Source organism: Thiothrix sp. UBA5583 (genome assembly GCA_002425225.1).
Lineage (GTDB): Bacteria > Pseudomonadota > Gammaproteobacteria > Thiotrichales > Thiotrichaceae > Thiothrix > Thiothrix moscowensis.
Genome location: DILV01000031.1, coordinates 192979 through 206095, shown reverse-complemented (window position 1 = coordinate 206095; position 13117 = coordinate 192979). Strand labels below are relative to the sequence as shown.

Sequence of the window (13117 nt, the reverse complement as noted above, 5' to 3'; positions counted from 1 at the left end):
ATGAGACAATACCTGCTTTTCGCCCTGTTGCCACTGAGCCTTGCTGGCTGTATTGACAAGTTTGACACCAAGACCCATGACAAGCTGCAAGCCAAACTGCCACCGGATGCCACCGTTTCTGCCACGGGAACCTTGCTAGCAAGCGGACGTGTCGTTGGAGTAAGCGATGGTGACACCCTGACCGTGCTGGCAAGCGACAAAAAAAGTTACAAAATTCGCCTGCAAGGCATAGACGCACCGGAAAAAGACCAGCCATTCGGGCAAGTCTGCAAGGAAGCCCTGATGATGCAGACCGTCAACCTGACAGTCGCAGTGGAAGCCTACAAAGTCGACCGCTACGGGCGCGTTATCGCCAAAGTCACCGCAGAAGGCAAGGATGCAGCGCTGGAACAAATCCGTAACGGTTGCGGCTGGCATTATGCTGCCTACGCCAAGGAACAAAGCAACACTGACCAACAAAGCTACGCCGATGCCGAGAAACAGGCACGCAAAACACGCAAAGGCTTGTGGAAAGACAAGCAACCTGTCGCGCCGTGGGATTTCCGTCAGAAAAACCAGCAGAAATAAGGCAAGGACGAAAACCTTATTCCAGCGACATTAGCCGGACACAGTTTCGTAACCTCCCTGCAAAATAACCGTCACACCTGCGTCATACTTGCCCCCTAAGCTGTCGGGATAACTTCCGAAGGAGTGCATCCATGACCGCAACACCACAAGACCACCATGCCCACACAACCATGCCGCAACTGCGGGTAGAGCTTGCCGCCACCCCTGCCGACGTTTACGCATCCCAGTGCCTGCGTTATGCCATTTTCGCCAAGGAACAGGGCGCACACCTGGAAAGCGCTGCCGAGGGCATCGACCGTGACCATTACGACGACTACTGCCACCACTTGCTGGTGCGTCGTACTGATAATAATGCAGTGGTCGGCTCCACCCGCATTCTCACCACGCCGAATGCGCGGAAAGCAGGCAGTTTCTATTCCGAAAACGAATTTGACCTGCGCGGGCTGTTCCCCCAACTCAAGGGTAATGCGATTGAAATCGGGCGCACATGCATTCACCCGGAGTTCCGCAACGGTGCAGGCATCGGCATGTTATGGCTAGGGTTGGCACAGTTCATGGAAATGCACAAGGTTGACTACATGTTCGGCTGTGCCAGCATCAGCATGAGTGACGGCGGTGCGCAAGCCTCTGCCATCATGCAGGAAGCCCGTGCCAATAACCTCGCCCCCGCAACAATGCGGGTCAAGCCGTTGATGCACTTATTGCCTGCGCAACCGGCTGCCAAGCTCAATATGCCGCCATTGCTGAAAGCCTACCTGAAACTGGGTGCATGGGTAGCAGGTGAACCGTGCCTTGATCCCGATTTCAACGTGGCGGACATTTTCATCCTGTTGGATGTCAATAACCTCAACACCCGCTATCATCGCCATTTCGTGCAAGGCAGTTTGCAACGTCGCCCGGTCAGCGAAGCTGGTCTGGCACAAGCTGCCTGAATTAGCCGCAAAGATGCACATGCAGCAAAAAGTTTAATCGTCTGTAACATTGTTGTCATATTTCGCGCCTACAATGCGAGGCGCGAATCATCCACCTGACCCAACAGCCCTAATCAGGAGTTTTCATGAGTACCTTGGGTATCTTGCTGACGCTGACGGTGTTAGCTGCCTTCAGCTATTACATCGGACGCAAGCGTTCACTCGCGCTAGCCACCCCGGTTAAGCGTGGTGGTAATAATCTGCATTCCCTGCCCAGCTATTATGGCTATCTGGTCATGATCTGGGTGCTAATCCCGGCGCTGTTAGTGTTTGCCCTGTGGTCAGCACTGGAAAAACCCCTGCTAACTTCAACGATGATTTCTCATCTGCCAGCAGAAATCCAAAACAAATCACCGGATGAAATCAGTCTGACCACCAACCGCGTACTTTCGTTGGCAGCGGATGATGCAGCACGCACCAGTGCAGAGCCCGTCATGCAAGCAGCGGCTGAAGACTACCGGCAGATGCAGCAGACCAGCAGCATGATCAAAACCTTGCTGGTATTGGCGCTGGCGATTGCAGGCGGTTTCATTGGCTGGCGTTACATCAAACCAGAAACCCGCGCCCGTAATCAGGTGGAACGGGTGGTGCAATTCATCATGATTACCTGTGCGTCGATTGCGATCCTGACTACGGTGGGGATTGTGTTCTCGGTGCTGTTTGAATCCATCCGCTTTTTCGGGCATGTCAACATTTTTGACTTCCTGTTTGGAACCCACTGGAGCCCGCAAACTGCCTTGCGAGCCGATCAGGCAGGCAGCTCCGGCGCATTCGGGGCAATCCCGCTGTTTGTTGGTACATTACTGATTTCGTTTATCGCTTTGCTGATTGCCGTGCCATTAGGCTTGATGTCAGCGATTTACCTGTCAGAGTATGCCAGTACCACCATGCGGGCTTATGCCAAACCAGCAATGGAAATTTTGGCAGGTATTCCCACCGTGGTTTACGGTTTCTTTGCTGCCCTGACAGTTGCCCCGTTTATCCGCGACCTTGGCTCGATGGTAGGGTTGAGTGTCGCATCAGAAAGTGCGCTCGCGGCAGGTATTGTCATGGGGGTAATGATCATCCCTTTCATGTCGTCACTATCTGACGATGTGATCAACGCTGTCCCACAGTCCATGCGTGACGGCTCTTACGGTTTGGGTGCAACCAAGTCGGAAACCATCAAGCAAGTCTTGTTGCCAGCAGCACTACCGGGGATTGTTGGTGCGTTCCTGCTGGCGGCTTCCCGCGCTATCGGTGAAACCATGATCGTGGTGATGGCAGCAGGCTTGATGGCAAATCTCACCGTCAACCCGCTGGATGCAGTGACTACCATTACGGTGCAAATTGTCACCTTGCTGAAAGGCGACCAGGAATTTGACAGCGCCAAGACTCTGGCAGCCTTTGCCTTGGGCTTGAGCCTGTTTATTGTCACCCTGATTCTCAACGTGGTTGCGTTACATATTGTGCGCAAATACCGTGAACAGTACGATTAAGCGGAGGCTGTATGAGTAGTACCACCACTGAAAAAGTCAAAGCCACTTTGGCAAAGCGGTACGCACGGGAAAAACGTTTCCGCGCCTACGGTTTTATCTCCATTGCCTTGAGTATCCTGTTCTTGGCGATCCTGCTGCTGGATATTTTCAGCAAAGGTTTACCCGCATTCACCAGTACCTACATCAAGCTGGATGTTGTGCTGGATGCCCCGACCCTTGGTCTGGAAACCAACCCATCGCAGGAACAATTAAAAGTAGCCAATTACAACAAGGCGATTCAAACCAGTCTGGAAACGATGTTCCCTGGAGTGGAAGATCGCAAGCAAAAGAAAGCCCTCAAAGCACTGGTCAGTGATGATGCCCAGTACAGCTTGCGTGATCAGGTAATGGCAAACCCCAGTCTGATTGGCACAACGCAATCACTGTGGTTACTGGCGGATGATGACATTGACGTATTTCACAAAGGCGGGATAGACCGTGCCACGCCAGAGGCTGACCGCCGCATCAAGGATTTCCAGTTGGTATGGCTGGACAAACTGGAAGCCGAAGAGCGAATCGAAAGCCAGTTCAATACCAATTTCTTTACCCGTGGCGACTCGCGTGAGCCGGAACAGGCCGGGATTCTCAGTGCCTTGATCGGCTCGTTCTACACAATGCTGGTGACATTGCTGCTCTCCTTCCCGATCGGGGTGGCTGCGGCGATTTATCTGGAAGAGTTCGCCCCCAAAAACAATTTCTGGGTAGACCTGATCGAGGTCAATATCAACAACCTCGCGGCTGTACCTTCAATTGTGTTCGGTTTGCTGGGGCTGGCAGTGTTTATCCAGTTCTTTGGTACACCGCGATCTGCACCACTGACGGGTGGTTTGGTTATGACCCTGCTGGTGTTACCGACCATTATCATTGCATCACGTGCTGCACTGCGGGCTGTACCACCCTCCATCCGCGAGGGGGCATTGGGTCTGGGGGCATCCAAAACCCAAGCAGTCTTCCAGAACGTGCTGCCACTAGCGATGCCAGGCATCCTCACCGGCGCTATCATCGGCATGGCACATGCACTGGGCGAAACTGCCCCGCTGCTGATGATCGGCATGGTGGCTTTCATCATGGACGTGCCCAACGGGGTAACTTCCCCCGCAGCGGCATTGCCGGTACAGATTTTTCTTTGGTCAGACAGCCCGGAACGTGCCTTTATTGAACGCACCTCGGCTGCCATTATCGTGCTGCTTGCTTTCCTGATTCTGATGAATCTGCTGGCAGTCATTCTCCGCAAGAAATTTGAGAGACGTTGGTGATACCATGACAGATACAACCCTTGATATGAGCTTAAAAGGCACTATGACCAAACCTAAAGAACGCTCCGAGTTTGCCCATACCATTGATGGTACAGTCGGCAAACCGTTTCTTGATGGCAAAGACACCAAGTTCCATTGCCGTGGGGTCAATGTCTTCTATAACGGTACTAAACAGGCAATCTTTGATACCAGCGTTGATATTGGCAAAAATGAAGTGATTGCCATGATCGGCCCGTCCGGTTGCGGCAAATCCACGTTCCTGCGTTGTTTGAATCGCATGAACGACACCATTGACGGTTGTCTGGTAACGGGCACGATCAACCTTGACGGTGAAGACATTCACGCCAAGGCACAAGACCCGGTGCTGCTCCGCGCCCGTGTGGGAATGGTGTTCCAGAAACCAAATCCGTTCCCCAAATCCATCTACGACAACGTAGCCTATGGCCCGCGCCTGCACGGTCTGGCAGCCAACCGCGCCGAGCTGGATGAAATTGTGGAAAGCAGCCTGCGTAAAGCCGGTTTGTTCAATGAAGTCAAAGACCGCTTGCAAGCACCGGGTACAGGTCTGTCTGGTGGTCAGCAGCAACGCTTGTGCATTGCCCGCACCATCGCTGTCAGCCCGGAGGTGATCCTGATGGATGAGCCGACTTCCGCGCTTGACCCGATTGCTACCGCAACCATCGAAGAGCTGATTGACGAACTGCGTCAGAGCTTTACCATTTGCATTGTGACGCACTCGATGCAACAGGCAGCACGTATTTCACAGCGTACTGCCTACTTCCATCTGGGGTATCTGGTTGAAGTGAATGACACAAAAACCGTTTTCACCAATCCTCAGCACCAGTTAACCGAGAACTACATTACAGGCCGCTTCGGCTAAGGGGGATACTTATGCCAATGAATACCAATCAGCACACCTCCCACCAATACAATGCCGAGCTGGAAGCAGCCCGCAACAAGCTGATGACCATGGCGGGTCTGGTTGAAGCCCAAGTCAGCAATGCCATTAAAGCTCTGCTGGAACGCGACAGTGCACTCGGCGAAAAAGTCGCGTTTTCCGACTACGAAATCAACACGCTGGAAGTGGCGATTGACGAGCAATGTGCTGAAATCATCGCCCGCCGCCAGCCTGCTGCCAGCGACTTGCGCCTGCTGATTACCATCATCAAGGTTATTACCGATCTGGAACGCATTGGTGACGAAGCCGAGAAAGTAGGCCGCTATGCAGTAGAAATGAGCGAATCTGCTACTTCTGGAGAACTGCACGGCTCCTTGCGCCATCTGGGTGAACACGTCAAGGCCATGCTGCGCGACACCCTTGATGCACTAGCACGCATGGACATCAAGCAGGCCATGCAGGTAGTCGACAATGACCACCAGGTAGATGCCGAATTCGACTCCATTTCCCGCCAGTTGTTTACCCGGATGCTGGAAGACCCGCGCAACATCAAGGATAGCCTCAACGTCACCTGGTGCGCCCGCTCGCTGGAACGCATTGGCGACCACTGCAAAAACATCTGCGAATACGTGATCTATTTGGTGAAAGGCAAGGACGTGCGCCACACCAACCTTGAGAAAGTGCGCAGTGAAATTCTCGGCAACAACTGACCTGCATGAAAAAACGCATCCTGTGTGTTGAGGACGAAGCAGCCATCCGTTCCATGATCCGGTTTTCACTGGAACGGGAAGGCTATGTGGTGGAAGAAGCCGCCGATGCCCGTAGTGCCCGTGATCTGGCAGCCACCCAGTTACCCGACCTGTTGCTGGTGGATTGGATGCTGCCGGATCTGTCCGGGCCGGAACTAATCCGCCGCTTCCGCCGCGACCCGCTGACGGCTGACACTCCCATCATCATGCTTACTGCCAAAACCGAAGAAGAGGACATGATCCACGGTCTGGATGCGGGCGCGGATGATTACCTCAGTAAGCCGGTGTCCCTCAAGGCATTGAGCGCACGCATCAAGGCACTGTTACGCCGTTCCGAAGGTTTTGGTGAACAGCGCATTATCAATGCAGGCCGTCTGCAACTGAATCAGGATGCCCATCAACTACGCATTGATGGCACACCTGTCCATTTGGGGACTACCGAATACCGGCTGCTGGAATTTTTCATGCAGCACCAGGACAAGGTGTATTCCCGCGCCCAGTTACTTGACTTCGTTTGGGGTCAAAGTACTTACATTGAAGAACGTACAGTGGATGTACACGTTTTGCGCCTGCGCAAAACCCTCAAAGCCCATGCTGCCGAGAATGTCATTCAGACCATCCGGGGCGCGGGCTACCTGTTCAGTGCCACCGAAACAACGGGGGATTAATGGCTACGGATTACTGGAGTGTGGAGCGTTACCGCTTCGGTCTGGTTATTGGTTGCGGTTTGCTGGTGGCGTGGTTTACCCCTTTCCCGCTACCAGTGGTCATCATCGTGTTGCTGGGGTATATCGTCTGGATGCTCTCCAAACTACGCCAGTTGCAGAACTGGCTGACCAATGGTTACAAGCCCAACGAAATGCCCGACAGTGATGGAGCATGGGAACAGATTGCCTACCTGTTCCACAAAGCGCAGCAAAAAAGTGCCGAACGCAAGCGCAAGCAACAAGAAGTGCTGATCCGCTTCAACCAAATCATGTCCGTATTGCCGGATGCCGCCATTTTGCTGGATGCAGACAATCACATCGAATGGTCTAACAAGGCGGCAGCCAAACTGCTGGGTATCCATAGCAGTGATCAGGGACAACGCATCGAAACCCTGTTGCGCAACCCGGATTTACACAAGTTTCTGGAAGCCAACAGTGACGGTAAGGTGAAATTCCCTTCCCCGCGTGACAGCAACATGAGCCTGCGGGCACGGCTGTTGCCGATGCCGGGCGGAGCACGGGTACTGAACGTGCGCGACATCAGCGAACGTATCCAGTTGCAGCAAACCCGCAAGATGTTCATTGCCAACGCATCCCACGAATTGCGCACCCCGCTGACCGTACTGATGGGCTACATGGAACTGTTTGAAAATGACCCGGAACTACCTGAACACCTGCAAGCCCCCTTGCAGCAATCCCGCGAACAGGCTAACCGGATGCAGCAGATCATCAGTGACATGCTCGCCCTGTCACGGCTGGAAAGCCAGGAAACCACCCCGCTGATGGGCAACAAGGTGGATTTGCCGCAATTGCTGAACCAGGGCATTCAGGTACTGCGTGACACACTAGCTAGCAACACCCACACCATTGAGACCATGATTGAACCAGACCTGTGCGTATGCGGTTCGGAAAAAGACATTACCAGCGTTGTCACCAACCTGCTGACCAATGCCGTCCGGCATACCCCTGCGGGTACACGCATCCGGGTACGCTGGGAGAGTGATGATGAAAGCAAGGCGTGCCTGAGTGTGGAAGATAATGGCCCCGGCATCCCGGAAAAACATTTGCCACACCTGACCGAACGCTTCTACCGGGTAGACGAAGGCCGTTCCCGTGCCAGTGGCGGTACAGGTTTGGGGCTAGCGATTGTGAAACACGTCATGCAATGGCATGGCGGCAAACTGATGATGGAAAGCAAACCCGGACGCACCGTGTTCCGGGCTTGCTTTCCGGCAGAGCGGGTACTGGATTAAACAAAGATTCCGCGCAACAGATAGAAGAACAGCACCGACAGGAACGCACCCGCAGGCAGTGTCACCACCCATGACATGAAGATGCCACCGACCACCCGCAGGTCAATCGCAGCAATCCCTCGAGCGAACCCAACCCCGAGGATTGCGCCGACCAAGGTATGGGTAGTGGATACAGGAATCCCGGTATAAGATGCCATCACCACGGTCATGGCTGTGGAAATTTCCGCCGAAAAACCACGACTGGGGGTCAATTCGGTAATGTCATGCCCAACAGTATCAATGACCTTGTAACCATAAGTCGCCAGACCCACCACAATACCGATTGCACCAACCAGCAACACCCAGGAAGGCACATTGGCCTTTGCCGCCATCGCCCCGCTTTGCGCCACGTCGATGACCGCAGCCATTGGTCCGACCGCATTCGCCACATCGTTGGAACCATGCGCAAACGCCATAGCCGAAGCGGTGAATACCATCAACACGGCAAAGATTTTTTCCACATTGGCAAAATGGAAACGCTTTTCTGCCTGTTGGTCAAATTTCACCTTGCCGATCAGTACCCGCCCGACCAAAGCAATCACGATACCGATAAGCACCGCCAGCAGGAACTCCATACTCTCATTCAATTCCAGCCCCACATGCTTCAAGCCTTTTTTGGTGGTTAGCAGCGACAGCACGAACCCAACCATGAACAGATAAAACGGCCCATACTTGATGGCATTTTGCAGAGGATTTTTGGTATTCAGCACCAGTTTCTGGATACTCATGAAGATCAGGAAAGCGACCACACCGGCAATCACGGGCGAAAACACCCAGCTTACTGCGGTTGTACCCACCGTGCCCCAATTTACAGCATCAACCCCAACCCCAACGGCGGCAAAACCGACAATGGCTCCCACGATACTGTGGGTAGTTGAAACTGGCCAACCGCGCATGGAAGCAATCAGCAACCACGTACCCGCTGCCAGCAAGGAGGCCAACATCCCCCACACCAGCATATCCGGGTTAGTACCGAAGGCATCCATATCCACCAAACCTTTACGGATGGTTTCAGTCACTTGCCCACCAGCAAGGTATGCACCCGCAAACTCAAACACAGCCGCCAGAATCAGAGCCTGCTTGATGGTAATGGCTTTTGAGCCAACCGACGTTGCCATCGCATTGGCTACATCGTTCGCCCCAATCCCCCATGCCATGAAAATGCCGAAAATCGCCGCCAACGCGATGTAAATCATCGTCGTATCAGTAAAAAACTCCATGTATTACCCCCTTATCGCGCCAGCATCAGTTGTAAACGGCTACCCACGCGCTGGGAGTCATCCGCGACCCGTCCCATCCACTCAATCAGGCGGTAAGTAAACATCACATCGGTAGGACGCAAGGCATCTTCGAGGGTAAACAGGATTTTGCGCAGTTCCACCTGACATTCATCTGTCTGGCGTTCGATCCGGCTTAGTTCCTTGAGCATTTCTTCCACGGTTTCCACTTCAATACCACGGAAGCCGGTTTCCACCAGTTCATCCAGTTCATTAATCACTTGCAATGCCTGTTTGACGGCAGATACACAACGCTCGGTATACTGCTGAAACAAGGTACTCATACTGTCATGCAAACGCATTTTGCGCCCAACCACCATCCCGGCAATATCCTTGGCCTGATTGATGATCTGATCCTGCATCCACAACACGTCCAGCAAGTCACGCCGGTCAACCGGCATGAAAAAGCCGCGCGGCAGGTTATGACGCAGATCCTTTTTCATGTCGTCTGCCAGATGTTCGCTCTCGACAATGGCCTGATGGGCAGCAGTGATTTGCTGTTCATCATCATTGTTCATTCCTTCCACCAGCATGATCAAGTGCTTGACCCCCTTGTACACACAGTACATGTGTTCCTGAAGGGGGCGTATGGGCGACTTGCCGAACAGTCCCGCGATATGGCTCTTGGGCATGATACTCACCTTAAACAAAGCTTAAAAAACCGCGATAGTATGAACAGCTTGCAGGCTTAGTCAAAGCGAAATGTTAAGGTTACGTTAAAATTCCAGCAGCATGTTTTCAGCATCCACCCTCAGGTAACTGCCCCGGTTTTCATGCCAGTCACCCAGCACAATCCGCTGCACCGGTTGGCCTGCCAGCATGAAATCATGCACTGCCGGGCGGTGGGTATGCCCGTGAATCAGGCGACTGACACCCACAGCCTGCATAACTTCTGCCACGGTCTGTTTGCTGACATCCATGATGTCATCATCTCGTTTGCCCTGCATCGCAGCACGGCTTTGCGCCCGCATCGCTTCCGCCTGACGGATACGTTCCACTATCGGCAACGCCAGAAACTGCTGTTGCCATATCAGGTCGCGTAACACCTTGCGTATCTGTTGGTAGGCAATATCATCAGTACAGAGTGTGTCACCATGCAACAGCAAGGTAGGTACGCCATAAAGGTCAAACAGATACTGTTCTGGCAGCAATGCGCAGCCCGTGGCGGCGGCGAACCTTTCCCCTACCAGAAAATCCCGGTTGCCGTGCTGAAAATACAGTTTCACGCCACTGTCACTGAGCTGGTGCAAACCTTCCACCACTGGCAGAAAAGCCGCAAATTCGGGGGCTTCCAGTGCATCATCCCCCACCCAGTATTCAAAAAAATCCCCCAGAATATAGAGCGCCTCAGCTTTGCCCTGGATGTCCTCCAGCAAAGCCAGCAACTGGCGGGTGATGGCGGGGCGGGTTGCATCCAAATGCAGGTCGGAAATAAACCAAGTTGTCATACAGCCCTTTGCATGATGGTGTTCAGATCAGTGCCAACAGTTTCAAGCCCCAGAAGAACACAAAGCCTGCCAACAAACCCGATACCACCCCTTTGATGAATACACTTTGGGCACTGGCGCTGTATTTCGCTACACTCTGGCTGAGCTTGTCGATCTGCCTGTCACGCTGCACAAGGATAAGGTCACGCTGACGCAGGGTTTCGTCACGGTTTTGCAACTGCTGGCGCTGGTCTTTCAAGTCATTGTCCAGATGCTGGATATGCAGGGTCAACTCCTGGATACGGTCATCTCGGCGGCGGATATGCGCTTCCCGTGCCACAATTGCCTGATCCCGATCCAGAATCGTCTGGTCACGCAGCTTGAGCTGGGTATCGCGTTCCTTCAACTGCTGGTCACGTTCCGCAATCGTGGTATCGCGCACCCGCAAGGTGGCATCGCGGGTAGCCAGCTCGGTATCACGGGTATGGATCTGCTGGTCACGTTCCTGTAGGGCTTCTTCTTTTTTCTGGATTTGCAGGTCACGCTGTTCAAGCTGGGCATCACGCTCGGCAATGGTTGCATCGCGTTCTGACAGGGTTTCTTCACGCTCACCCAACAATTCATCCCGATCCTGCACAGTCTGGTCACGCAGTTGCAATTGCACGTCGCGCTCGGCAATGCTCTGGTCACGCAAGTGGACTTCGAGTTGCAGGTTGCGCGTCTGCTCGTCACGCGCAGCGATTTCCTTGTCACGCTGTTGCAGGCTCAGATCACGTTCGTGAATCTGCCCACTCAGAGTTTCAATGGTGACATCGCGTTGTTGCAGGCTGAGGTCACGTTCCTGCAAGTTGTTGTCACGTAGGCTGATTTGCAGATCACGCTCACGGATGGTGTCATCACGGGTCTGGATAACAGCATTGCGCTCCGTCAGCAGGGAATCGCGCTCGTGGATGGTTTCGTCACGTTCCTGCATCTGCCCGTTGATCTGGGCAACATGGGCATCACGTTCCTTGATGCTGTGGTCACGTTCACCGATGGTGACATCCCGGCTTTGCAACTGGCTGTCACGCAACTGGAGCTGCTTGTCACGTTCACGCAGTTGCAGATCCTGCCCACTGATACGGGTATCGCGCTCGCGCAGGGAAACATCACGATCCTTAACGGTTCGGTCGCGTTCGCTGATGCGGGTATCACGTTCCTCAATGGACTGGTCACGCAAACCTAGGCGCAGATCGCGTTCACGCAGGTCTTCATCCGCCTTGTTGATGCGTTCGTCACGCAGGCGCAACTGGCGGTCGCGTTCCCCCACATGATGGTCGCGCTCCTGTAACTGATTTTCCAGATCGCGGATGGTTTGCAGGAAATCCAACCCCTGCTGGTCACGGTTGCGGATGGCTTCTTCGCGGGCACGCAGTTCAGCGTCACGGTCGGCGATAGTCTGGTCGCGTTCAGTCAGGTGACGGTCACGTTCTCCCAGTGCCTGGTCACGTTTCTCGATTTGTTGCTGCTGGGTTCCAATGCGCTGGTCACGTTCTTGCAACAACAGGGCTTTTTCTGCCAGCAACTGTTCACGGCTCTGGATTTGCTGGTCACGTTCATCAAGCTGGGAATCCCGGTTTTGCAAATGCCGGTTGGCAAGGTCGATGTGTTCGTCACGCGCTGCCAACTGGCGGTCACGCTCGGCAAGCTGGCTATCGCGTTCACTGATGTGCTTGTCGCGTTCCTTAAGCATCCGTTCCTGCTCAAGGGTCTGGCGGGTACGTTCCTGAAGCAGGGCTTCGCGTTCCACCAGTTGCTGATCTTTTTTGCTGATGCTGTCATCGCGGCTTTGCAGCAGCTTATCCTTGCTCTGGATAGCCTGATCAATACGCAACAGGGAACGATCCTTGTCTTCCATACTGCGGTCACGTGTCTGGATCTGGAGTTCCTTTTCCTGAAGCAGCTTTTCGTAATTAACCAGATTTTGTTCAACCACCTTGATGCGAGCATCACGTTCTGCCAGGGCAGCATCGCGCTGATGCAAGGCTTTGTCTTTGTTGATGAGGTGTTCATCACGCAAGCGCAAGGTTGCTTCCCTGCCTGCGGTATCCTGACTGAGTTGGGCAAGAATTTGTTCTTTTTCTGCCAATAAGCGTGCCAGTGCTTCGATTCGCTTGTCGCGTTCGTCAATACGGGCATCCCGCACGCGAATATGACCATCTTTTTCCAATAGCACACCGGAGACTTCCTGCAAACGGCGGTCTCGCTCCTGCAAACGGCGGTCAAGTTCATCCAGACCCGTTTTCAACGCCTGCTTGTCGTTGAAGGTCAAATAAACATTTGAATCCAGTTTCTTGAAGATTTCGAGATCCTTTTCTTCCAGCTTCATGGTGGTTCCTGCGATTTGTTCTGATTTTCCTGACACTGCGACAAACAGGGATTAACAAGGCTGCATGGATTCTGGCATAAATGGCAGT

Annotated in this window: 12 protein-coding genes; 8 read left to right on the top strand and 4 right to left on the bottom strand. The window is 53.6% G+C overall.

The genetic code is table 11. From position 1 onward, the window contains the following. The 8 genes from B2U47_RS13610 (at position 1) to phoR (ending at position 7918) form a co-directional block, all read left to right on the top strand. Positions 1–567 (top strand): thermonuclease family protein, encoded by a 567-nt coding sequence (locus B2U47_RS13610; RefSeq protein ID WP_296678104.1) that lies wholly within the window; start codon positions 1–3, stop codon positions 565–567. 131 nt (positions 568–698) lie between these two features. Next, a complete protein-coding gene (locus B2U47_RS13605) occupies positions 699–1499 on the top strand; it encodes a GNAT family N-acetyltransferase (protein WP_296678102.1) in 801 nt (266 codons plus the stop codon). Positions 1500–1624: 125 nt separating this feature from the next. Beyond that, on the top strand, positions 1625–3016 hold the full coding sequence (pstC, locus tag B2U47_RS13600) for a phosphate ABC transporter permease subunit PstC (RefSeq protein ID WP_296678099.1): 1392 nt from the start codon (positions 1625–1627) through the stop codon (positions 3014–3016). 11 nt (positions 3017–3027) lie between these two features. Next, positions 3028–4311, top strand: a complete 1284-nt coding sequence (pstA, locus tag B2U47_RS13595; protein WP_296678098.1) for a phosphate ABC transporter permease PstA — start codon at positions 3028–3030, stop codon at positions 4309–4311. Positions 4312–4354: 43 nt separating this feature from the next. Continuing rightward, positions 4355–5191, top strand: coding sequence for a phosphate ABC transporter ATP-binding protein PstB (pstB, locus tag B2U47_RS13590; RefSeq protein WP_296678095.1), 837 nt, complete (start codon positions 4355–4357; stop codon positions 5189–5191). An 11-nt stretch (positions 5192–5202) separates the two neighbouring features. After that, the gene (phoU, locus tag B2U47_RS13585; protein ID WP_296678093.1) at positions 5203–5919 is read left to right on the top strand and encodes a phosphate signaling complex protein PhoU; all 717 of its coding nucleotides are present in this window, start codon (positions 5203–5205) and stop codon (positions 5917–5919) included. Between the two features lie 5 nt (positions 5920–5924). After that, complete coding sequence (gene phoB, locus B2U47_RS13580) at positions 5925–6626, top strand: phosphate regulon transcriptional regulator PhoB (RefSeq protein ID WP_296678092.1); 702 nt, start codon at positions 5925–5927, stop codon at positions 6624–6626. Next, positions 6626–7918 carry a phosphate regulon sensor histidine kinase PhoR gene (gene phoR, locus B2U47_RS13575; protein WP_296678089.1) on the top strand — a complete coding sequence of 431 codons (1293 nt, stop codon included), beginning with the start codon at positions 6626–6628 and terminating at the stop codon, positions 7916–7918. Before phoB ends, phoR begins: the two co-directional genes overlap by 1 nt. Here phoR and B2U47_RS13570 read toward each other — a convergent pair. From B2U47_RS13570 to B2U47_RS13555, 4 genes are all read right to left on the bottom strand, one after another. Continuing rightward, the gene (locus B2U47_RS13570) at positions 7915–9177 is read right to left on the bottom strand and encodes an inorganic phosphate transporter (RefSeq protein WP_296678088.1); all 1263 of its coding nucleotides are present in this window, start codon (positions 9175–9177) and stop codon (positions 7915–7917) included. The genes phoR and B2U47_RS13570 overlap by 4 nt on opposite strands. Before the next feature lie 11 nt (positions 9178–9188). Further along, a complete protein-coding gene (locus B2U47_RS13565) occupies positions 9189–9866 on the bottom strand; it encodes a TIGR00153 family protein (protein WP_296678084.1) in 678 nt (225 codons plus the stop codon). Positions 9867–9950: 84 nt separating this feature from the next. After that, positions 9951–10682 carry a UDP-2,3-diacylglucosamine diphosphatase gene (locus B2U47_RS13560; RefSeq protein WP_296678082.1) on the bottom strand — a complete coding sequence of 244 codons (732 nt, stop codon included), beginning with the start codon at positions 10680–10682 and terminating at the stop codon, positions 9951–9953. Positions 10683–10704: 22 nt separating this feature from the next. Further along, positions 10705–13029, bottom strand: coding sequence for a hypothetical protein (locus B2U47_RS13555; protein WP_296678080.1), 2325 nt, complete (start codon positions 13027–13029; stop codon positions 10705–10707). Between the last annotated feature and the right edge of the window lie 88 nt (positions 13030–13117).

Excerpts from the sequence above, each read along its gene's own strand:
- B2U47_RS13555 (WP_296678080.1), bottom strand. The coding sequence starts at position 13,029 with ATGAAGCTGGAAGAAAAGGATCTCGAAATCTTCAAGAAACTGGATTCA.
- B2U47_RS13560 (WP_296678082.1), bottom strand. The coding sequence starts at position 10,682 with ATGACAACTTGGTTTATTTCCGACCTGCATTTGGATGCAACCCGCCCC.
- B2U47_RS13610 (WP_296678104.1), top strand. The coding sequence starts at position 1 with ATGAGACAATACCTGCTTTTCGCCCTGTTGCCACTGAGCCTTGCTGGC.
- phoR (WP_296678089.1), top strand. The coding sequence starts at position 6,626 with ATGGCTACGGATTACTGGAGTGTGGAGCGTTACCGCTTCGGTCTGGTT.
- phoB (WP_296678092.1), top strand. The coding sequence starts at position 5,925 with ATGAAAAAACGCATCCTGTGTGTTGAGGACGAAGCAGCCATCCGTTCC.
- pstC (WP_296678099.1), top strand. The coding sequence starts at position 1,625 with ATGAGTACCTTGGGTATCTTGCTGACGCTGACGGTGTTAGCTGCCTTC.
- B2U47_RS13605 (WP_296678102.1), top strand. The coding sequence starts at position 699 with ATGACCGCAACACCACAAGACCACCATGCCCACACAACCATGCCGCAA.
- pstB (WP_296678095.1), top strand. The coding sequence starts at position 4,355 with ATGACCAAACCTAAAGAACGCTCCGAGTTTGCCCATACCATTGATGGT.
- phoU (WP_296678093.1), top strand. The coding sequence starts at position 5,203 with ATGCCAATGAATACCAATCAGCACACCTCCCACCAATACAATGCCGAG.
- pstA (WP_296678098.1), top strand. The coding sequence starts at position 3,028 with ATGAGTAGTACCACCACTGAAAAAGTCAAAGCCACTTTGGCAAAGCGG.
- B2U47_RS13565 (WP_296678084.1), bottom strand. The coding sequence starts at position 9,866 with ATGCCCAAGAGCCATATCGCGGGACTGTTCGGCAAGTCGCCCATACGC.
- B2U47_RS13570 (WP_296678088.1), bottom strand. The coding sequence starts at position 9,177 with ATGGAGTTTTTTACTGATACGACGATGATTTACATCGCGTTGGCGGCG.